The 21780-nt window shown below is 35.6% G+C and carries 15 protein-coding genes; 6 read left to right on the top strand and 9 right to left on the bottom strand.

Annotated elements, in window-relative coordinates:
* The first annotated feature begins 7 nt into the window (after positions 1-7).
* Entirely contained in the window at positions 8-3982 is a 3975-nt protein-coding gene (locus BUC11_RS03170; RefSeq protein ID WP_073351843.1) for an Ig-like domain-containing protein, read from the top strand.
* Between the two features lie 6 nt (positions 3983-3988).
* On the opposite strand, the gene folK is transcribed toward BUC11_RS03170, so the two are convergent.
* Positions 3989-5125, bottom strand: coding sequence for a 2-amino-4-hydroxy-6-hydroxymethyldihydropteridine diphosphokinase (folK, locus tag BUC11_RS03165; protein ID WP_073351842.1), 1137 nt, complete (start codon positions 5123-5125; stop codon positions 3989-3991).
* Positions 5126-5263: 138 nt separating this feature from the next.
* Here folK and sppA point away from each other — a divergent pair, with 138 nt between their 5' ends.
* A complete protein-coding gene (gene sppA, locus BUC11_RS03160; RefSeq protein WP_073351839.1) occupies positions 5264-7024 on the top strand; it encodes a signal peptide peptidase SppA in 1761 nt (586 codons plus the stop codon).
* 194 nt (positions 7025-7218) lie between these two features.
* Positions 7219-9837 (top strand): AsmA-like C-terminal region-containing protein, encoded by a 2619-nt coding sequence (locus tag BUC11_RS03155; protein ID WP_073351837.1) that lies wholly within the window; start codon positions 7219-7221, stop codon positions 9835-9837.
* Positions 9838-10081: 244 nt separating this feature from the next.
* On the opposite strand, the gene BUC11_RS03150 is transcribed toward BUC11_RS03155, so the two are convergent.
* Positions 10082-10876 carry a DUF2797 domain-containing protein gene (locus BUC11_RS03150; protein ID WP_073351835.1) on the bottom strand — a complete coding sequence of 265 codons (795 nt, stop codon included), beginning with the start codon at positions 10874-10876 and terminating at the stop codon, positions 10082-10084.
* A 136-nt stretch (positions 10877-11012) separates the two neighbouring features.
* On the opposite strand from BUC11_RS03150, the gene BUC11_RS03145 reads away from it, so the two are divergent.
* From BUC11_RS03145 to BUC11_RS03135, 3 genes are all read left to right on the top strand, one after another.
* Positions 11013-12536 (top strand): GH3 auxin-responsive promoter family protein, encoded by a 1524-nt coding sequence (locus tag BUC11_RS03145; protein ID WP_073351833.1) that lies wholly within the window; start codon positions 11013-11015, stop codon positions 12534-12536.
* Between the two features lie 116 nt (positions 12537-12652).
* Complete coding sequence (locus tag BUC11_RS03140; protein ID WP_073351831.1) at positions 12653-13018, top strand: hypothetical protein; 366 nt, start codon at positions 12653-12655, stop codon at positions 13016-13018.
* A 66-nt stretch (positions 13019-13084) separates the two neighbouring features.
* Positions 13085-13267: a hypothetical protein gene (locus BUC11_RS03135; protein ID WP_073351830.1), complete on the top strand. Its 183-nt coding sequence runs from the start codon at positions 13085-13087 to the stop codon at positions 13265-13267.
* Positions 13268-13539: 272 nt separating this feature from the next.
* On the opposite strand, the gene serB is transcribed toward BUC11_RS03135, so the two are convergent.
* The 7 genes from serB to ltrA form a co-directional block, all read right to left on the bottom strand.
* Entirely contained in the window at positions 13540-14778 is a 1239-nt protein-coding gene (gene serB, locus BUC11_RS03130) for a phosphoserine phosphatase SerB (RefSeq protein WP_073351826.1), read from the bottom strand.
* Between the two features lie 219 nt (positions 14779-14997).
* Positions 14998-16047: a Fic family protein gene (locus tag BUC11_RS03125; protein WP_073351824.1), complete on the bottom strand. Its 1050-nt coding sequence runs from the start codon at positions 16045-16047 to the stop codon at positions 14998-15000.
* A gap of 92 nt (positions 16048-16139) precedes the next feature.
* Complete coding sequence (gene clpX / locus BUC11_RS03120; RefSeq protein ID WP_073351822.1) at positions 16140-17372, bottom strand: ATP-dependent Clp protease ATP-binding subunit ClpX; 1233 nt, start codon at positions 17370-17372, stop codon at positions 16140-16142.
* Between the two features lie 85 nt (positions 17373-17457).
* Positions 17458-18132, bottom strand: coding sequence for an ATP-dependent Clp endopeptidase proteolytic subunit ClpP (gene clpP, locus BUC11_RS03115; protein ID WP_073351820.1), 675 nt, complete (start codon positions 18130-18132; stop codon positions 17458-17460).
* Positions 18133-18530: 398 nt separating this feature from the next.
* Positions 18531-19856 carry a trigger factor gene (locus BUC11_RS03110; RefSeq protein WP_073351817.1) on the bottom strand — a complete coding sequence of 442 codons (1326 nt, stop codon included), beginning with the start codon at positions 19854-19856 and terminating at the stop codon, positions 18531-18533.
* Positions 19857-20269: 413 nt separating this feature from the next.
* The gene (locus tag BUC11_RS03100) at positions 20270-20518 is read right to left on the bottom strand and encodes a hypothetical protein (RefSeq protein WP_073351813.1); all 249 of its coding nucleotides are present in this window, start codon (positions 20516-20518) and stop codon (positions 20270-20272) included.
* An 89-nt stretch (positions 20519-20607) separates the two neighbouring features.
* Positions 20608-21780 (bottom strand): group II intron reverse transcriptase/maturase (ltrA, locus tag BUC11_RS03095; RefSeq protein WP_073351812.1); only part of this gene is annotated, 1173 nt, incomplete at its 5' end.

The raw sequence follows: 21780 nt of genomic DNA, 5'->3' as shown, positions 1-21780 counted from the left end.
TTATAAAATGAGATTTAGTGCTTTTTTCAAAATAACTTTGCTGTTTTTAGTGTTTGCTCCAATAGCAAATTACTCTGCCATTCCCACTTACACAAAAAACAATAAATGTAATACAAGTGAAAAAGAAATAAAATCAACATTTATTGAAAACCCTCCAAAGATTACGGCCTCTGGCAATCAAATCTTTTGCCCGGGAACTCCCCTAAAGATTGTAACCGATGTAAATATCATCGGCTCTGACGTCCTCGACACTGGAGCAGATGCTATATATATTCAGATCTCTTCGGGATATGTTAATGGACAGGATATAATACAATTAAGCAATCCTGCACTTCACCCAAAAATCACCTTTGACTGGAATCCTGCTGAAGGAAAACTAAAATTATCAAGTCCAATTATTGGCACAGAAGTAGTGTACGAAGACTTTATTAGTGCAATAAAAGATGTTGTTTTTAGCACTTCCTCTCCTGCTCCGTCAGGGATTAGGAAATTCTCAATAACAATAGGACAGGCAAATTATTTACCTCGCAACGGTCATTATTATCAATATGTTGAGAATTTTGGCATCAACTGGACAGTAGCAAAAGTCGCAGCTGAAACAAGCCGCTATTACGGACTACAAGGCTACTTAGCTACACTCACAGCAGCCGATGAAGCACAACTAGCAGGAAAACAAGCCCCTGGAGCGGGATGGATTGGCGGTAGTGATGCCGAAACTGAGGGCGTTTGGAAATGGGTAACCGGACCAGAAGCGGGAACTACTTTCTGGAATGGACTAGCAAATGGTTCAACAACTCCACCCTTTAATTTTGACTTTTGGAATACTAATGAACCCAATCAGGCAGGAAATGAAGATTACGCACACATAACAGCTCCCTCAGTTGGAAATCCTGGATCATGGAATGATTTATCAAATACTGGAGCAACAAGCGGCGATTATCAACCCAAAGGATACATTGTAGAATATGGCGGAATGCCTGAAGATCCAGTTCTTGAAATCTCAGCTAGTACCACAATTACAATTCCTAAAATAACATCTACAACACCCAATTCAAGATGCGGTTCCGGGCCAGTTACACTGAACGCTACAGCCACAGATGGAACAATCAATTGGTATGCTAGTTCCTCAGGTGGTACGCCGTTAACAACTGGTGAAACTTATAGTCCAGTCCTAACAAATACCACAACTTATTATATAGATGCAGGATGCTCCACTTCCAGAATTGCCATAATTGCCACCATCATAAATTTACCTGACGCACCAGCTGTTATCTCACCTGTTTTCTATTGTCAAAACGAGACTCCTGTTGCTTTGTCTGCAGCTGTTTCTCCAAATAGCATCTTAAATTGGTACACCGTGGCAACGGGCGGAACTTCAAATGCAACAAGACCTATTCCGTCATCAACAACAATTGGCACAACATCCTATTATGTGAGCCAAACGAATACTGCTACAGGTTGTGAAGGAGCTCGTTCCGAAATAAAAGTTATCATTAACGCTCGGCCTTTGGCTCCAGTAATCAGTGACATTCGTTATTGCCAAAACGAAACTGGAATAGCGGCTTTAAACGCAACAGCATCTACAAATTGCACTTTAAATTGGTATGTCTCTGCAACGGGTGGAACCCCAAGTTCATCAAGCCCTATTCCAGCAACAACAACTGTAGGCATTTACTCTTATTTTGTAAGTCAAACTAGTAACATTACAAATTGCGAAGGACCTCGTTCCGAAATAAAGGTAACCATTAACGCGCGTCCCTCTGCTCCAGAAGTTACTAATATTAGTTACTGTAAAAATGAGACGGCACCCCCATTATCAGCAACGGCAGCTACAAATTGTATATTAAATTGGTATACCGCAGCAACTGGCGGAACATCTAGTACAACAAATCCTACTCCATCAACTACAAACCAGGGTTCAACGTCTTATTTCGTAAGCCAAACTAATAACACTACTGGATGTGAAGGTCCTAGAACGGAACTAATAGTCACTGTAAATGCACTTCCTGTTGTGGTCAATATTACAATTTCTCAATGCGACACCGATGCAATTCCAGATGGGAAAACTTTGTTTAATCTAAGGGTAAATAATAGTGTAATTTCGGAAAATTACACCGAGGAAACTTTTACCTATTACACCACTCAGGAGGGCGCAAATACACCATTAGCTTCGGATTTAATTGTAAATGATTTGTCCTTTGAAAACACAACTGCTTCCACAACTGTAATTTGGGCGAGAGTAGCCAATAATACTACTGGTTGTCATAGCGTTGCCGAAATAATACTAAAAGTCTCAGCCACCAACATTGATCCAAACTATAAATTTCCAATATTAGTAGAATGTGATGATAATTTTGACCTCAATGGGAACGACTCGAGTGACAACAACAAAAGAGACGGAGTGGCCTCTTTTGACTTGACCCCTTCTAAAGCTGCAATAGAATCAAAATTACCTCCCAATGATGTGTACACTATTGCGTATTATAGAAACGAAAAAGAGGCTTTACAAGAGATCAATAGCATAGTAAACTTATCCAATTACAGAAACATTGGTTATCCAAATTTGCAAGATATTTGGATACGGATTGACAGTGATTTGGATAATGCTTGTTATGGTTTAGGCCCGTACTTAACTTTAAGAATTGAAGCTTTACCTGTTGCAAATACAGTTGTTATTCCTCGACAATGCGACGATAACAACGATAGAATATTTACATTCAATACTTCATCGTTGGAATCTGATTTATTACAAGGACAAACCAATGTAACGGTTACTTATTTCGATCAAGCCAATAATCCTCTGAAAGATGCCAACGGAGTTTCGATTACAAGTCCATTTCCAGCAAATTTCACATCAACTTCGCAAACCATTAAAGCGGTTGTAACCAATAATACAACTCAACAATGCTTTGATGAAAACACCATAACATTTATTGTAGATGCTTCGCCAATTGCTAATGCTGTTCCTTCAGCCCTTACAACAACTTGTGACGACGAAGCGAATCCAATCAATCAAGATGGTCAATTTGCTTTTGATACCTCATCATTTGAAACCACCATTCTTGGCGGACAAACTGGAATGATTGTCAAATATTACGATCAAAACAATATGCTTTTGCCAAGTCCATTACCCAATCCATTTGTAACCAATACACAAAATATTACTGTAAATGTTCAAAACCCATTAAACACAATTTGCACGGCATCGACGACATTAAATTTTGTTGTCAACCCTATTCCAAATATTGACTTGAATTTGGATGGCCTTTCAAATGAACTAGTTTGTTCCAATCTTTCGAGCTTTTTTGTAACGCTGGATGCAGGTATTTTAGATGGTTCGCCAACAAGTAATTACGATTATATTTGGACGAAAGATGGAATAATTGTTGGGACAAATTCCCCAGCATTAGATGTAAATACCGTGGGAAATTATACCGTTGAAGTAATCAATAATGCGGGATGCAGTCGCATTAGAACGATAACGGTCAACGCTTCGAATGTTGCTACTATTGACTCTAGTGACATTGCAGACTTGACAGATAGCAATACAGTGACAATTAACACTTCTGGAACTGGAGATTATGAATACAGCTTGGATGACCCCAATAATTTTTGGCAAGACTCCAATTTTTTTGATAATGTGCCTGCTGGAATTCACGAGGTTTTCATCAATGACAAAAACGGTTGTGGTATCGTTAGTCAAACTATTTCTGTAATAGGAGCGCCAAAATTCTTTACACCAAACAGCGATGGTTATAATGATTATTGGAGTATTAAAGGAATAAATGACACTTTCAATTCAAAATCGATACTCTACATTTTTGACCGGTACGGAAAACTCCTAAAGCAATGGGTTCCTAATTCAAGTCAAGGCTGGGATGGCACTTTCAATGGAACACCTTTGCCAACAGATGATTATTGGTTTACCTTGAAACTAGAAGATGGAAGAGAAACAAAAGGCCATTTTACTTTAAAAAGGTAAAATATTTTATTTACTAATTTTCTTTCGTATCTGCTCTAAAATATACAGATAATCTTCTTGATTTTTTACAAAATCCCGGTCCGATACGTCTATTATCAAAACATTCAAATCCGTTTGTGATTTGATGTAATCCAGATAACCACTATTGATTTTATCTAAATATTCGGCTGGAATTTTTTGTTCGTAGCTTCTGCCACGCTTTTTTATATTTTGCAAAAGCCGTTCTGAATTTTGATACAAATAAATATACAAATCCGGTTTTGGCATTTCTCTGTAAATGATATCAAAAAGATTGCGATACAAACGATACTCATCTTCGGCCAAAGTTATTTTGGCAAAAATCAGCGATTTAAAAATATGATAATCGGCAACCAGAAAGTCTTTAAACAAATCAAATTGAGCCAAATCATCGGATAATTGCTGGTATCTATCTGCAAGAAATGACATTTCAAGTGGAAATGCATACCGGTTTTGGTCTTTATAAAATTTGGGTAAAAATGGATTATCTGCGAAACGTTCTAACACGGTTTTCGCATTAAAATCCTCCGAAATTTTTGTAGCCAAAGTGGTTTTTCCTGCTCCAATATTTCCTTCAAAAGCAACATAGTTAAATTGCTCCAAAGAGATATTTTGTAATGGACTTCTTAATTCTTGAACAATTGTACAAACACTATCATCTGGAGATAAAAGGATTAATTCCGATATGTTTTTTTGAAGAACGGGGTGTTTCCAATCCAATGCTAAATCCTGAACGGGAAGCAATACAAAATTCCTATTCTGCATTAACGGATGTGGAATTTGGAGTTTTTCAGTTGTAATAATTTCTAAATCGAATGCAATCAAATCAATATCAATCGTGCGAGATTGGTATACTTTTGTCTTGTTTCGCAAACGCCCCAACCGTTTTTCGATTTTTAAGACCTGCGTCAGAATTTTAGCTGCGGAACTGAAAGTATGCAAAACCACTGCACAATTATAAAAAGCATCACTTTCAAATCCCCAAGCGGGCGTTTCATACAATCTGGAAACTTTTATAACCGTACCAACTTCCTGATGTATCCATTCTAAACAGCGCTCGATATTTTCCAAACGATTGCCTTCATTACTCCCTATCGATAAAATAACCTGATGCTGTGATTTCATAATTAGGTGCAAATTAACTAAAAGAATTTTAGAATAAGCAATATATTTGCATCAGGTATTGATAAATAAAGTGGAAAGGTCTAAACGACTGCTTGTAACATTTTCTGCTTTTTTACGACCAATTAAAAAAATATAATTATGAAATTTTTAGGTAATGTATTAGCGACTATTATAGGAATTTTTGTTTTTTTCATGCTGTCCTTTTTTGGAATCATCCTCATTGGGGCTATTTTTGGTGGTGAATCCGAAGGTGTTACTGTAAAAAACAATTCGGTTATCGAATTGAATTTGGAAAACATACAAAATGATTATGCCGGAAAGTACAAAGATCCTTGGGTAACTATTTTTTCAGAAAACAAAAAAGTAGGCGTTACAGATATCATCAATGCCATTGAAGAAGCAAAAACAGACAATGATATTAAAGGTATTTCTATTCTAAACAATGCTTCGTTATTAGGCATGGCGCAAAGCAAAGCTTTGAGAGATGCGTTAGAAAGTTTTAAAAAATCAGGAAAATTTGTAATGGCGTATGCCAATTCGTATTCTCAAAAAGAATATTATTTGAACTCCGTTGCCAGCCCAATTTATATTAATCCGGTTGGAGAAATGGATTTCAAGGGGTTATCTTCTGAAATTATGTTCTTTAAAGATTTTCAGGAAAAATCAGGATTGAAAATGGAAGTTATTCGCCATGGAAAGTATAAAAGTGCCGTGGAACCGTTTTTAGAAAATAAAATGAGTGATGCCAACAGGGAACAAACAACAGCATTATTAAATTCTGTTTGGAGTTCCATCACCACTGACATCGCAAAAAGCAGAAACATATCAGTAGCAAAATTAAATGAAATTGCTAACGGACTTCTTGCCAGAACTCCAGAAATGGCAAAAGCACAAAAATTAGTTGATATTATTGCCTATGAAGATGTATACCATAATGCCATCCGAAAAGCGCTTAAAGTAGCCAATGACGAGGACTACAACACCGTATCCGTTGTAGATTATGCTCAAAAAATCGCCACAACCTCACAAACTTTCGACAGTTCAGATCAAATTGCCATTATTTATGCCCAAGGAGAAATTTTGAGCGGTGAAGGCGATGTAAATGTGATTGGAGAAGGTTCTATGCGTCGTTCGTTACAAGAAGCTCGAAAAAATAAAAATGTAAAAGCAATTGTACTCCGCATTGACAGCCCAGGCGGAAGCGCTTTGACCTCTGATTTGATTTGGAGAGAAATTGAATTGACCAAAAAAGTAAAACCAATAGTCGTTTCTATGGGGAATTATGCAGCATCAGGTGGGTATTATATTGCTTGTAATGCGAATACTATTTTTGCCGAAGCCAATACCATTACTGGCTCCATAGGTGTTTTTGGCATACTCCCTAATTTCACTCCATTGGCTACTAAAATAGGTATCTACACAGAACAAGTAAAAACCCATGAAAATTCGGCTAATTACAGTCCTTTTGTACCAATCGACGAAAAATTCAAAGCGGTTACATTAGAAGGTGTAGAACACATCTACAAAACTTTTGTCACCCACGTAGCACAAGGTCGGAAAATGACTTTTGCACAAGTGGACGCGATCGCTCAAGGTAGAGTTTGGACGGGTTCAGAGGCATTGAAAATTGGACTAGTAGATAAAATTGGAGGCTTAGATGATGCAATTGCAAAAGCGGCTTCTTTGGCAAAAGTGAAAAGCTACAGCACTCAAAATTATCCAGAATACGAGAAAAACTTTAATGATCTTTTAGCTAATATTCCTTTTGCAAAATCGAAAGCTGATTTCATAAAAGAAGAAATAGGAGAAGAAAACTATCGTATGATGCAGGAAATAAAAAAGCTGCAAGCACGAAAAGGAATTCAAGCCATCATGCCGTTTGAAATCAAGATTAATTAATTTTTAAAATATCCGTTCAAAATCCGTTTAAATAATCATTTGAACGGATTTTTTTTTAAATCTAAAATGTAAACCAGACCGCTGCACAAAACTATTAGTGATTTCAATATACACTCCTAAATTATATTCCACTATTTTTGTGGGGATTTGGGTATCATTTTTGCTGAATAAATAAAATTAAAGAAAATCAAATTATGCTAAAGACAATTTTAAAAATTATTGGAGCTCTTATCATCCTGTTCCTAGTTGCATTATTTACAATTCCTTACTTTTTTAAGGATCAAATAAAAGCTAAAATTACTGAAGCAATCAATGAAAAAGTGGATGCACGAGTTACTTTTTCGGATGTGGATTTAAGTTTGATCAAAAGTTTTCCAAATGCGAATGTTTCACTCGAACAATTAGTGATCATAAACAAAGCGCCTTTTGAAGGCGATACTTTAGTTTCTTTGGGCGAATTAGATTTAAAAATGTCTATCAAAGAATTATTCAAAGGCAAAGAGGAAGCCATAAAAATTGACGGAATCACTTCAAAAAATGGATTGATAAATATCATTTTCAACAAAGACGGAATCGGGAATTATGATATCGCCTTAAAAAATCCAGAAACTACCAAGGCTGGCACAAGTGATCCATTATCACTAACGATTAAGAATTATGCTGTTGAAAATTTCAAGTTTCGTTATTTTGATGAAAAATCAAAAATCAAAATGGTGATTGACAGTATCAATCATGAAGGTGTTGGAGATTTTGCAGCCCAAAAATTAGATTTGGTTACCAAGTCCACTGCAAAAATCACTTTGGACATGGACAAAGTCAATTACATGAATAATGTTGCCTTAACTCTGGATGCCGTTTTAGGAATTGATTTAGAAAAAAGTAAATATACCTTCAAAGAAAATAAAGCGTTAATCAATCAATTGCCGCTTGAATTTGATGGTTTTATTCAAATGGTGGAAGCGGGTCAGCAATACGATTTGAAATTTAAAACGCCAACTTCTTCTTTCAAAAACTTCTTGGGAATTATTCCTGCAGCGTATGCCGCGAGTTTGGACAACGTGAAAACAACCGGAGATTTTACCGTAATCGGTTTTGCAAAAGGCTTGTATTCTGATACCACTGTACCAAAATTTAATATTGAAATTGCTTCCAATAACGCCTCCTTCAAATACCCTAACTTACCAAAAACAGTTCAAAATATCGTTATTGACACTAAAATCATCAACGAAACGGGTATTCTAAATGACACCTATGTCAACTTAGACAAACTCTCTTTCAAAATTGACCAAGATGTTTTTAATGCCAAAGCCAATATTAGAAACATTACTCAAAATGCAATTGTCGATGCTGTTTTGAAAGGAACTATCAATTTAGCCAATCTTTCGAAAGCGTATCCTATAAAGCTCGACAAGCCCTTATCCGGAATTTTAAAAGCCGATGTGACTACAAAATTCGACATGCAATCTGTAGAAAAAAGTCAGTATGAAAACATCAATAATGCGGGAACTATGAGTTTATCCGGTTTCAAGTATGCAGATGAAAATGGCAAAACAATGAACATTAGCACTGCTGTAGTTCAATTTAATCCTAGCCAAGTCAATTTAAAAGAACTGAACGCAACTACCGGAAAAAGCGACATTAGTGTAACCGGAATTTTGGAGAATTTCTACGGATTTATTTTTAGAAACCAAGAGTTGAAAGGAAATTTCAATATGAATTCGAAACAATTAGCCGTTGACGATTTCATGACAACCGGGGAAACTGCGAAAACGGGAACAGCAACAGCTAAAAAACCTGATGCCATGAAGATTCCTGCGTTTTTAAATTGTACGCTTACCGCAAAAGCGACTACGGTTTTATATGATAATTTAACCTTGAAAGACGTATCAGGAAAACTAATCGTGAAAGACGAAAAAGTAACTTTAGAAAATGTGAAAACATCTATTTTCGGTGGAACAATTGGCGTGAATGGAGCTGTTTCAACAAAAGGAAAAACACCCGTTTTCAATATGGATTTAAAATTAAGTCAAGTCGATATCGCACAATCTTTCACACAGCTGGATATGTTGAAGAAAATTGCACCAATCGCAGGAATTATCAACGGTAGATTGAACTCAAACATCAAATTAAACGGAAATCTAAATGCAACGAAGTTTACTCCTGACTTAAAAACGCTTACTGGAGATTTATTAGGACAATTACTTTCAACGACGGTAAATTCAAAAAATTCGACTTTATTGACGGCTTTAGGCTCTAACTTGAAATTCATTGATGTGAGTAAAATCAATTTAAACGATATCAAAGCGGCAATTACGTTTAAAGATGGAAAAGTAAATGTTAAACCATTTGACATCAAGTATAAAGATATTAAAGCAACAGTTGGAGGTACTCATGGTTTTGACCAAAGTATGAATTACAATTTAAAATTTGATGTTCCAGCTAAATATTTGGGTTCAGAAGCCAATGCGCTGATTGCAAAATTATCTGCTGCTGACGCGGCTAAATTAGAAAGCTTCCCGATAAATGCTGTATTAGGAGGTAATTTTACAAATCCAAAAATCACCACGGATATTAATAGCGCAGTAACTAAATTGACGACTCAATTGGTAAACCAACAAAAAGACAGATTGGTAAAACAAGGAACGTCAGCTTTGACAGACTATATCAATAAAAACAAGAAACCTGGAGACACTATAAAAACAGCTACTCCTGCTGTGCCAGCGACTAAGGAAGAAGTAAAAGCAAAAGCCTCTGAATTATTAAATGGATTATTTAATAGAAAGAAAAAAGTAGACACTACAAAAGCCAATTAAAAACACTTTATGAAGCAAGAAAGAGGAATTTCACTATGTGACATTCCTCTTTTTTATTGTGAATACATTTGTACAAGAGTGTTGTAATGTATAAATATGCTATTGTGACTGGATTTTTTGCGTAAAGGATGGCAGCGGCATCCTTTTATGTAGCAGAGCGAAATAAAAGATACAGCGAACAGCCTGACCTTTTTTTTAAAATTTTTTCTATTTTAAAAAAAAGGATACGCCCAAGTGCAACTCCCTAAACTGTAATGGTAACAACATAGCCTTCGGAACCACGAATATTGAAAACCGTTCCATCTTCAAAAAGCAAATATTGTCCTTTTATTCCGGTCAATTTTCCTTGAAAGTGAGGCGATTTATCTAAACTTAAACTTGCCACTTTAGTAGGATATTCTAGAACGGGATAATGCATTTCGTACAAGTCATTCTTCTGCGAATAAAAGTATTCCTGAACTTCGGTTGGGATTAAATTTTCGACTTTCAATCGTTCCGCAACTAAGTCAATTTGCTCCACATTGTTTGTTAGCATTTTTCTCCAATTGGTTTTATCGGCATAATGGTTTTTCAACGCTACCTCGGTAATTCCGGCTAAGTATCGGTTTGGAACTTCCACAATCGAAATGGCTTGAGTTGCGCCTTGATCAATCCAGCGGGTTGGCATTTGAGTTTTTCGAGTCACCCCTACTTTGACTTCGCTGGACAAAGCCAGATACACAATATGCGGTTGCAGTTGCACTTTTTCTTCATAAACTAAATCTCGATCTTGAATCCCTAGATGCGCCGTACTTAATTCCGGTTTCATAATCCAATCTCCCACAGCCGGGCTGGAATAAAAACAATCATAACAAAATCCCTGACGAAATATTTTTTTCTTCTTTCCACAATTCAAACATTGATACCCAACAAAATTAATTTCGATGTTTCTATTCAGCAGTTGATTTACGTTCAAGAAGCTATTTTCAAAAACCAGATAATATTGAATTGGGTTTCCAAATTCAGTTTGCATTTTGGTAAGTACACCTTCGTAAGTCATTATTTGTAAAGTTTCTAGTTTAAAGTTCCAAGTTAAACAAATTTTGTTATTTTTGGTAAAATTGTAAAGTTAGTATTTGTCTATCGATATTCAAATCTAAAATCAGCAATCAACAATCTAAAATCAATACTTTTTTATGCCGCTAACCATAATCAATTCTTTTGCCTCTTGGGTTCTAAAACAAAGAATCCATCAGATCGAACTTTTCTTGAAATATCCAAATGAAGTTCAAGAGGAATTGCTTATGTATTTAATTCAGTCTGCTAAAAATACTGCTTTAGGTAAAGAATATGATTATGCTTCGATACATTCTTATGCGACTTTCGCTGAAAGAATTCCTATTGCTACTTACGAAGAATTACAGCCAGTGATCGAAAGAACCCGTACAGGAGAACAAAACGTTTTTTGGGAAACACCTATAAAATGGTTTGCCAAATCAAGCGGAACGACCAATGCCAAAAGTAAATTTATTCCAGTAAGTAACGAAGCCTTGGAAGATTGCCATTATAAAGGCAGTAAGGATTTGTTATGTTTGTATTTAAATAACAATGAAGATTCAGAACTGTTTCTTGGCAAAAGCTTGCGTTTGGGAGGAAGCTCCCAAATCTATGAAAACAACAATACGTTCTTTGGAGATTTATCAGCCATCTTAATCGAAAATATGCCTATATGGGCTGAATTTAGCAGTACGCCTAGCAGCAAAATTTCCCTGATGAGTGAATGGGAAACTAAAATTGCGGCCATCATCAACGAAACCAAAAACGAAAATGTAACCAGTTTTGCCGGAGTTCCTTCGTGGATGTTGGTTTTAATGAATAGAATGCTAGAAGAAACTGGAAACAGAAATTTATTGGAACTTTGGCCAAATTTAGAAGTTTACTTTCACGGTGGCGTAAATTTTGAACCGTACCGAGAACAATACCAAAAAATAGTACCCAATAAAGATTTTAAATATTACGAAATATACAATGCCTCCGAAGGTTTTTTTGCCATTCAGGATCTTAATAATTCCAGCGATTTACTACTAATGTTGGATTACGGCATTTTCTATGAATTTATTCCAATGGATACTTTTGGAACACCGGATCAAAAAGTAATTCGATTGGCTGACGTAGTACTTTTTAAAAATTATGCTTTGGTCATTACCACCAATTCCGGTTTATGGCGTTATTTGATAGGCGATACTGTTCGTTTTACTTCTTTAAATCCATACCGAATTCGGGTTACAGGAAGAACCAAGCACCACATTAATGTTTTTGGCGAAGAATTGATGGTCGAAAATACAGATCAGGCTATAGCTAAAGCTAGTAAATTAACAAATACTCAAGTAGTTGATTACACCGTTGCTCCCGTATTTATGGAAGGCAAAGAAAAAGGCGCCCACGAATGGATGATCGAATTTAAAAACAATCCTGCTGACATCAATCAATTTCAAAAAGCATTAGACGAAGCCATTCAATCGCTCAATTCTGATTATGAAGCGAAACGCTACCACAACATGACATTAAATCCGTTAGTAATAAATGTAGCTCGAAAAAATTTATTTTATGATTGGCTAAAAGATCGTGATAAATTAGGTGGACAAAATAAGATTCCAAGATTATCAAACCAAAGGGATTATCTGGAGCAGTTGAAAAACATGCAGTTTGAAAGGGTATAAAAAAGATTTTGTAAAAAATCATGACAAAGCATAAAAAATTAAAATAATGATTTCTAATCTTAGACACATTTCGAGTAAGATCTTTAATTCGATTTTAAAAATATAAAATTTAAATTATGAATTATAAAATTATGACTTTAGTTATTTTTTATCTGTTATGTGTAAATTGCAAATCACGACAAACAGCTGGTAATTACGAAACAATTGAAATTTATAATTTAGCATTAGGGAAACAAGCATTCATGCAGAATGATTTTGATTTACTATCAAAGCTTACTAATACTAACAAAATTTATTTTGGTTCTAGTTTATATGGCATATATCAAAGACAAAAAATTGAAATACCAATAAATGCTAAATATTTTAATTTTGAAGCAATTCTAACAAATTTAGATTCTGTTAAGAATCAAAAAACAAATCTTCGTGTTCAAAAATACAATTACAACGGTAAAGAATTTTATATCGCAATAAAAAAAGAATAAAAAAATTTTGAATAATAAGTTTGATATAGTTATAATTTTAACACATCAAACAAAAAAATAAACATTATGATAGAATACGTAATTACTCTAATTCCAGCATTTTTTATTTTAATCATTTCAGTTATTCTGATTGATTTGTATTTGTTAGTTAGAAAAACACTTAAACTTAAGATAAAATACTATTCTGAAAAAGTGAATAAAATTGAAACTACGGAATTTCAAGATCTTTCAACAAGCAACGATCAGTAAAATCTGTACCTACATTAAATAAAAAAGCTATCCAAAATCACTTTTCGGACTACCTTATTTATTTTAATACAAGGGTTGGAAATCTTTTTTTGTGCCATTAGGTACTATATATTGGTAGACAAGGTTTAAAAATTTTATTTGTGCCGTAGGTACAAAACATTAATTATTGCGTACCTATGGCACGCTAAATTCATTCAATTTCATGTTTTTTACCTGTATTTAATGCCTAACGGCATATTACCGACAATAATTCGTATCATTATTATAGTATTTTACTCCTCTTCCATCATATCGATATGCCTGTCATGATAGCCCAACAAATACAAAACACCATCCAATCCTAAACTAGAAATAGAACTTTCTGCTTTTTCTTTTACGGTAGGTTTGGCATGAAAAGCAATTCCTAAACCTGCTAAGTTTAACATCGGTAAATCATTGGCGCCATCTCCCACCGCAATGGTCTGATTGATATGAATGCCTTCTTTATCGGCAATGGCTTGAAGGTATTCCGCTTTCTTTTTACCATCGACAATTTCGCCTAAATAATTACCCGTTAATTTACCATCAATGATTTCTAACTCATTGGCGTGAACGTAATCAATCCCTAATTCCTTTTGCAAGTATTTCCCAAAAAAGGTAAAACCTCCGGATAAAATCGCAGTTTTATAGCCATAATATTTCAAGGCTTTCATCAAGCGATGCGCTCCTTTAGTTATGGGTAAATTTTCGGCAACCTTTTGCAATACCTCTTCACTCAAACCTTCGAGCAAAGCCATGCGTTGTTTGAAGCTTTCGCTAAAATCGATTTCACCGTTCATGGCTGCTTCTGTAATGGCGCGAACTTGCTCCCCCACACCCGCTAACTCGGCTAATTCATCAATTACTTCGGTTTGAATCAAAGTCGAATCCATATCAAAACACACCAAACGTCGATTTCTGCGATACATATTGTCTTCCTGAAACGAAATATCAACATCCAACGTTCTGGAAATTTCCATAAAACTAGCGGTCATAAACGTTTTATCTACAATCGTTCCCGTAACTGATAATTGTATGCAAGAACGCGGAAACTCCTCTTTTTCCAAAATTGAAACCCTGCCGGTTAATCTTTTGATTGCGTCAATATTCAAATTTTGGTTCGACAATATTTTAGTGACAGCTGCCAATTGAACTGCTGTCAGGGTTTCGCCTAGAACATTGATGGTATAGCGCTGTTTGCGTTGCCCCTTTACCCATATTTCGTAATCGGGAATAGAAATTGGTATGAACTTCACTTTCACGCCCAATTCGTATGCCTTAAACAATAAATCTTTTAGAACAGGCCCTGAAGAGGAACCCGCTTTTATTTCAAATAAAATACCTAAAGAAAGCGTATCATGGATATCTGCTTGACCAATATCCAGAATAATGGCATCGTAAGTCGCCAAAATGGATGTTAAACCAGCAGTAACTCCTGGTTTGTCCTGACCTGAAACTTTTATTAAAATTACTTCTATTTCGTCTGTTTGCATGCTATGTTTATGTGATTTAGAATAGACAAAAATCGACAATCTGACGTTGATAAAAAAAAATAATGTCCCTTTTTTCAAACAATAACAAATAGTGTAATTTCCCCATAAAAAAACCTGTCCAAATGAATGAACAGGTTTGTATTTTTAAGAAAAATGCATTTTTTACGATGCAATCTCCAAACGTTTCAATAAATTTTTATTCAAGCTGAGAGTTTATAATTAAAAATAAGTTTTTACTGCAAATTCAAATTGTTCCATAAAAATTTTCTTGAAAGCACTAATATTGTTTTGCTCATAAAAAACAAGCATTGCCTTTTTATAAGCAATAGAATCTACAGTTCTAAAAGACAACGGACAGTATTTATTATGCATCAAAATAGCATTGCTAATTATTCTTGCTGTACGCTTATTCCCATCCGAAAAGGGCTGAATATAAGACAACAAAACTAAGGCTAATAATGCCTTTTCAAAAATATTATCTTTAGTATTGATTAGCTCACACATGTCGCGTAATACTTCTTTTATTTGAAATTCATTATCCAAAGGCTTATAATTTGTTCCTGAAATACCCACTCTTCTATTTCTGATATTTCTATCAATCCCTAAACCTTCTATAAGCAAACTGTGAATATCTTCTATTCGCGAAACGGTTAAAGGATTTACATAATCAGAATTATCCAAAATAAAATCTAATGCCGCTTTATGATTCAATAACATAACAGCCTCATCTTTAGTTTTGCCTGCTGCTGTTTCTTTCTCTTTTAATAATCTTTCTGTTTCTAATAATGAATACGTGTTTCCTTCTATTTGGGAAGATTTCCAACTTAAATCAATGGCTAACCTTTCAAATTCTTGATTATATTCAACTGCAGTCAGTTTTGAAATGTTCTCGCTAAAATTATTTTGAAGATGTGATAATTTTATGATTTCATCATTGGTAAATATTGAAACGGTATTCAATGTTTCTTTTATTAAATTAAAATTAAATACCTCTTTTATTTGCCTTTCATCAATTTCTTTTGCAAAATAAGTTTCTATATCTATTGGAAATAAAACATCCAACCCTTTACTTATATGATATTTGGTCGCTTTCCCTCTTCCAATTGTAACAATAAAATTCTGGCTTAATAGTGCTGCAATCGTTCTTTTAATAGTTGCAAAAGCTACTAAATTACCCAACCCCTCATGAATATCTTTTGATGAGCTATTGGGATATTTGTTAATATAATCTAGAATCTCTTTTTTTAAATCGAATTTATACTTTGCCATAAATCTTACTTTGAGCTCACAAATTTAAAAAATAAAGCTCAAAAACATATGTTTTTGAGCTTTATTTAATTTTTTATTGAGCTTGAAATTTTTTACGATGCAATCTCCAAACGTTTCAATAAATTTTTATTCAACGTCTCTTTAGCGTAATCTACATCTATTTCTAAAATTTTGTCATCAGAACTTGGTAATTCATACATCGCATCAGTTAAGATGGCTTCGCATAAAGAACGCAATCCACGTGCTCCTAATTTATATTCTAACGCTTTATCCACAATAAAATCCAAGGCTTCATCTGTGATGGTAAAAGTTACTTCATCCATCAAAAACAATTTCTCGTATTGTTTGATCAACGCATTTTTAGGCTGTGTCAAAATCGCACGCAACGTTTCTCTGTCTAAAGGATCCATGTGTGTCAAAACCGGCAAACGACCAATAATCTCTGGAATCAATCCAAAATCTTTGATGTCTTTTGGGATAATGTATTGCAACAAATTGTCTTTATCTATATTATCCACATTTTTTGAAGTCGAATATCCAACGGCCTGACGGTTCAATCGTTTCGAAATAATTCTTTCGATTCCATCAAATGCACCACCGGCAATAAACAAGATGTTTTGTGTATTGACCTCAACAAATTTTTGGTCTGGGTGCTTGCGTCCTCCTTTTGGTGGTACATTCACAACGGTTCCTTCCAATAATTTCAATAATGCTTGTTGTACGCCTTCGCCAGATACATCGCGAGTTATAGACGGGTTGTCACTCTTGCGTGCAATTTTATCTATTTCGTCAATGAATACAATGCCGCGTTCTGCTTTGGCAACATCATAATCAGCAGCTTGTAACAGTCGAGTCAAAATACTTTCAACATCTTCCCCAACATAACCTGCTTCTGTAAGAACGGTCGCATCAACGATTGCCAAAGGAACGTCTAACATTTTTGCAATGGTTTTAGCCACTAATGTTTTTCCTGTTCCGGTTTGACCCACCATGATGATGTTACTTTTTTCAATCTCTACTTCATCGTCTAATTGCTGTTGCATCAAACGTTTGTAGTGGTTGTAAACTGCCACCGACATTACTTTTTTAGTTTGGTCTTGCCCAATTACATATTGATCCAAAAACGCTCTGATTTCTTTTGGTTTTTTCAAAATCAAATCACCAACAATTTTTGAACTTCCGCCAGATTTTAATTCTTCTAAAACAATTCCGTGTGCTTGTTCGATACATTTATCACAAATATGTGCATTGATACCAGCAATCAATAAACTAGTTTCTGGCTTCTTTCTTCCACAAAACGAACATTCTAATACTACTTTTGCCATTCTTTTTTTGTTTAAAGTTTAAAAGTTTAAAGTTTAAAGTTCCTATAGAAACCTTAAACCTTAAACCTTAAACTTGTAACTATTTTTATCCTCTTATTAAAACCTCATCAATCATTCCGTATGCTTTTGCTTCTTCAGCAATCATCCAATAATCACGTTCGCTGTCTGTATGAACTTTGTCAAATGTTTGTCCAGAGTGATGCGAGATAATTTTGTATAACTCATCTTTCAGTTTCAACATTTCGCGTAAGTTGATTTCCATATCAGTTGCCACTCCTTGCGCTCCGCCTGACGGTTGGTGAATCATTACTCTTGAATGTGGCAAAGCCGAACGTTTTCCTGCTGCTCCTGCACATAAAAGAACTGCTCCCATAGAAGCTGCCATTCCAGTACAAATAGTGGCTACATCTGGTTTGATGTATTGCATGGTGTCATAAATTCCTAATCCTGCGTAAACACTTCCTCCTGGAGAATTCAAATAAATTTGAATATCCTTAGAAGCATCTGCACTTTCAAGGAACAATAACTGTGCTTGAACGATGTTTGCAATTTGATCATCGATTCCTGTTCCAAGGAATATAATGCGGTCCATCATCAATCTAGAGAAAACGTCTAATTGTGAAATATTCAACTGACGTTCTTCGATGATATATGGAGTCATGTTTTTAGGAGTCATTGCGCCTACGATTTTATCGTAATACATCGAGTTTACGCCGTGGTCCTTTGTAGCAAATTTTTTAAATTCTTTACCGTAGTTCATATTTTATTGTTCTAAGTTTTACGTAATATCTTGTGATTCGATTTAATGCAAAGGTCATACCTATTTCAAAATGATGTCAATATGTCTTATTTTTTAGCCCAGATGGGAGTAAAAAGCTTTTTGAATTCCGTTTTTTAGTTTTTTTATTCTTGCAAAGCGACTGAAGGAAGCTCTTGCAGGAATTTAAAAAACGGAAACGGAAGAAAAAACTTGAAACGTACAGCTGGATTAGCTCCTGAAATTAATTCAAACAAAAGAGCGTCAAAAAAATATTTTTCTGACGCTCAAATATAACTATTTTTTATTGTTTACAATCTGTAATCAAATCATAAAATTTTAATAATCTCTAGCGCTCTTAGGGCTTTTGACTTTCGAATTTATGACAGTACAAACTCTATTTATTCTCCGTAAGACGCAGCAATAAATTCGTCGTAAGTCACTTCTTTAGTTGTTGGGTTTGCTTTTTCTTTGAACAATTCCAATAATTTCTCTGCCACCACTTGGTCAGAAAGTCTTTTAACCTCGTCTTGGTTAGACAAAACTCTAGCTACAATTCCTTGAACTTCTTCGTCCGTAGGATTTGTTTGTCCGAATTGTGCCATTTGCTGACGGATATTTTTTGTTGTGAATGTTTTCAAATCTTCAAAAGTGATTTTGATATCCGATTGAGCCATTGCTCTACCTTCGATCAATTGAAAACGCAATCCTTTTTCAGAACGTGCATATTCAACCTCAGCTTCCTCAGGAGATAATTTTTTCTCTCCTACAGTTTGCAACCATTTTTTAAGGAATTCAGCCGGTAAATCAAACTTGGTGCTTTCGATTAAAAACTCAGTAACATCCCCTAATAATTTTTGGTCTGCTTGCGTTGCAAATTGCGTCTCAGCATCCTCTTTAATTTTTGCTTTCAATTCTTCTAATGAAGAAACTGTTCCAGCTCCAAACAATTTGTCAAACAATTCTTGGTTCAATTCAGCTAAATCAGCGGTGTTGATCGCTTCGATTGTGAAAGCAACATCAACCTCTAATGTGTGAACGTCATCATGACTTACTTTCATCACGTCCATCAATTGATGTGCATCTTCAAATAAACCTTTTGTGTTTACCGTAACTACATCGCCTACTTTTTTACCTATGAAAAGGTCAAAAGTCGCTTTGTCTTTAAAAAGATCAGCAGCAATAGTGGTAGCGTTATTAATTCCTTTCTCTTCGTTAGTGAACGTTCCTGTAACATCTGAATCAGCAGCAACCACCTCTTGTGGAATTGCCGTTCCAAATTGTTTTTGGATTCTTTCTACCTGACCATCAATTAATTTCGCATCAGCAGTAACCACATATTTTACGATGTTGTTTTTAGCTTCTAGGTCTAAAGTGAAGTCAGGAACCAAACCAATTTCATATTCAAAAACCAATTCTTCCGCATCCCAAGAAAACGCTTCGTTTACTTTAGGAAGAGGCGTTCCAAGCAAGTTTAGTCTTTCTGATTGCACAAAACGCTCTAGCGCCAAGTCAACTACTTTTTGAACTTCTTCTTGTTTGATCGCTTTACCATATTGTTTTTCAACAAGGTCTTTAGGCACCGCTCCTTTTCTAAACCCTTTAACCGTTGCCAAAGGCATTTTTTCGTTTATTCTTTTTGCTACTTGACCTTTGTAATCCATGTGAACTACAGTCATTACAATCGTCTCGTTTACAGCGTCTATTGCTACTCTTTTGATATCCATCTTCTTCTTTACTTTACATTATAATTTCGGTTTGCAAAATTATAAAATTTTTACAAGCCAACCAAGTTTTTTCCGCCCGAACGTTCTCGATTGAATTCCAACGGATTCTATCTCCAAAATTCTAGGATAATTAGAGTGATTTGGGCGTGCCGCACCTTCGTTTGGCTGCGGTGCGTCAGGCTGTACGTTCCCGCTTTTATGATTTTGCCCTGCGGGACAAAACCATAAAGAGCTCCACTGCCATCCTTCACGCGACTTACGGTATTCAACAATATGAAGTTGCTTTGATAGTTTGTAAGAAAAAATTTTAATATATTTGAAAACAGATAAAACGAAACAAAGTAGCGCAAAGCCATCCAAAATTGGGTGTATAAGCGCTACTTTGTAGCGGATATATACAAGTTAGGGAACAGCTATGCCCCACGATGGTCTAAACGATAAGGACGCTCTTTTATTCCGTGTTCATAAAGCAATTCGGTTGCTTCATCAAGTTTTTGCTGTATATAGCATTTACGTTCTCTTAATGGTTTTTCTTTTTCATCTAATATTCGTCTAATATCTTGCAAAAGAGAGCCGTTTATTTTTCCTGTTTTTGCTATGTAATTGAAATTAGGTTCATTTACTACAATACTTGCAATTAATTCTTCATTTGATTTATCCATTTGTTTGATATTTAGCCGATTCCCTAATCGAGTAGACGGCTCCGCTAGAAACTAACGGAGTGCGCCTCTCACACCACCGAGCGTACGGGTCACGTACTCGGCGGTTCGCAAAGAGATGGATTAAGTGAGATGTAAACATCAGTCAATGATTGATACCCTTTTTGTTTTAAGCGTTTTAAAGTGATGGTCGTTCCTAAAATTGGACTCTGAGCAATCGCCCAACCACCTTTTCGAGTGCGACTAAAAGCATAAGCGTGACCTTGGTCAACTCCAAGCCGAATGAGATTCTTTCTCTTCCGCTCGGGTTTTTTCCAGTCGTGCCAAATGCAGTATCGTAGTCGGTTGCGCAACCAGCCGTCTAAATCCCGTAATTTGCCCATAATACTAGTTCCCCGAAAATAGTTTAACCATCCTCGTTGAATTTCGTTTATCTTGGCAATACGGTCTTCTAGCTTGACTGGAGCGGTTTTGCGGCTAATGTTTTTGAGCTTTTCTTTGAGTTTCTTCCACGCTTTTTCTGCCACTACTAACTGATAATCGTTCTTGCTTCCTTTCTTGTAAGTGGGCACAAATCCGAATCCCAAAATAGTGAAGTGAACGGGACGTTTTATCCCGCTTTTCTCCTCGTTGATGGTCAGCTTTAGCTTCATTTTCAAGAATTTAACAAGCGCTTGTGCTGTCGCTTTTGCTCGAATGTGGCTCGTACAATAAATACTAAAATCATCGGCATAACGTACAAATTTGTATTTGCGTCTTGTCATTTCTTTGTCCAATTCGTGGAGCAAAATATTTGACAATAACGGACTGAGTGGACTTCCTTGCGGAACTCCCTTTCGTCTCTTTTGTAGTTTTCCTTTGATTTGTATTGGCGCACGTAACCATTTTCGAATGAGTCGCATCGTGGTTTTGCATTTCACTTTTCGATAGACTAAATTAAGCAATAAACAATGGTCTACTTCGTCAAAGAAGTTCTTTAGGTCAATGTCCACAATGTGGTTCAACCCTTGATGAATGTAATCCCGTGATTGTCCAACGGCTTGTCGGGCATTCTTGTTGGGACGAAATCCAAAACTATTGCTACTAAACTCGGTTTCAAATAATGGTGCTATAACCTGCGATACGGCTTGCTGCAACACTCGGTCGGTAGTGGTAGGAACTCCCAAAAGACGGGTTTTGCCGTTGCCTTTGGGAATTTCCACGCCCAAAATGGGTTGGGGCTGGTAGTTGCCTTGTCTGACGGCTTCGAGCAATTGCGGTTTCCT

The organism is Flavobacterium xanthum (assembly GCF_900142695.1).
GTDB classification, from domain to species: Bacteria; Bacteroidota; Bacteroidia; order Flavobacteriales; family Flavobacteriaceae; genus Flavobacterium; species Flavobacterium xanthum.
The sequence above is the reverse complement of the archived record's forward strand: the minus strand, read 5'-3'. Positions and strand labels throughout refer to the sequence as shown.

Bases quoted from the DNA above. Each gene is read 5' to 3' on its own strand.
- BUC11_RS03170 (WP_073351843.1), top strand. From the start codon at position 8: ATGAGATTTAGTGCTTTTTTCAAAATAACTTTGCTGTTTTTAGTGTTT.
- folK (WP_073351842.1), bottom strand. From the start codon at position 5,125: ATGAAATCACAGCATCAGGTTATTTTATCGATAGGGAGTAATGAAGGC.
- sppA (WP_073351839.1), top strand. From the start codon at position 5,264: ATGAAATTTTTAGGTAATGTATTAGCGACTATTATAGGAATTTTTGTT.
- BUC11_RS03155 (WP_073351837.1), top strand. From the start codon at position 7,219: ATGCTAAAGACAATTTTAAAAATTATTGGAGCTCTTATCATCCTGTTC.
- BUC11_RS03150 (WP_073351835.1), bottom strand. From the start codon at position 10,876: ATGACTTACGAAGGTGTACTTACCAAAATGCAAACTGAATTTGGAAAC.
- BUC11_RS03145 (WP_073351833.1), top strand. From the start codon at position 11,013: ATGCCGCTAACCATAATCAATTCTTTTGCCTCTTGGGTTCTAAAACAA.
- BUC11_RS03140 (WP_073351831.1), top strand. From the start codon at position 12,653: ATGAATTATAAAATTATGACTTTAGTTATTTTTTATCTGTTATGTGTA.
- BUC11_RS03135 (WP_073351830.1), top strand. From the start codon at position 13,085: ATGATAGAATACGTAATTACTCTAATTCCAGCATTTTTTATTTTAATC.
- serB (WP_073351826.1), bottom strand. From the start codon at position 14,778: ATGCAAACAGACGAAATAGAAGTAATTTTAATAAAAGTTTCAGGTCAG.
- BUC11_RS03125 (WP_073351824.1), bottom strand. From the start codon at position 16,047: ATGGCAAAGTATAAATTCGATTTAAAAAAAGAGATTCTAGATTATATT.
- clpX (WP_073351822.1), bottom strand. From the start codon at position 17,372: ATGGCAAAAGTAGTATTAGAATGTTCGTTTTGTGGAAGAAAGAAGCCA.
- clpP (WP_073351820.1), bottom strand. From the start codon at position 18,132: ATGAACTACGGTAAAGAATTTAAAAAATTTGCTACAAAGGACCACGGC.
- BUC11_RS03110 (WP_073351817.1), bottom strand. From the start codon at position 19,856: ATGGATATCAAAAGAGTAGCAATAGACGCTGTAAACGAGACGATTGTA.
- BUC11_RS03100 (WP_073351813.1), bottom strand. From the start codon at position 20,518: ATGGATAAATCAAATGAAGAATTAATTGCAAGTATTGTAGTAAATGAA.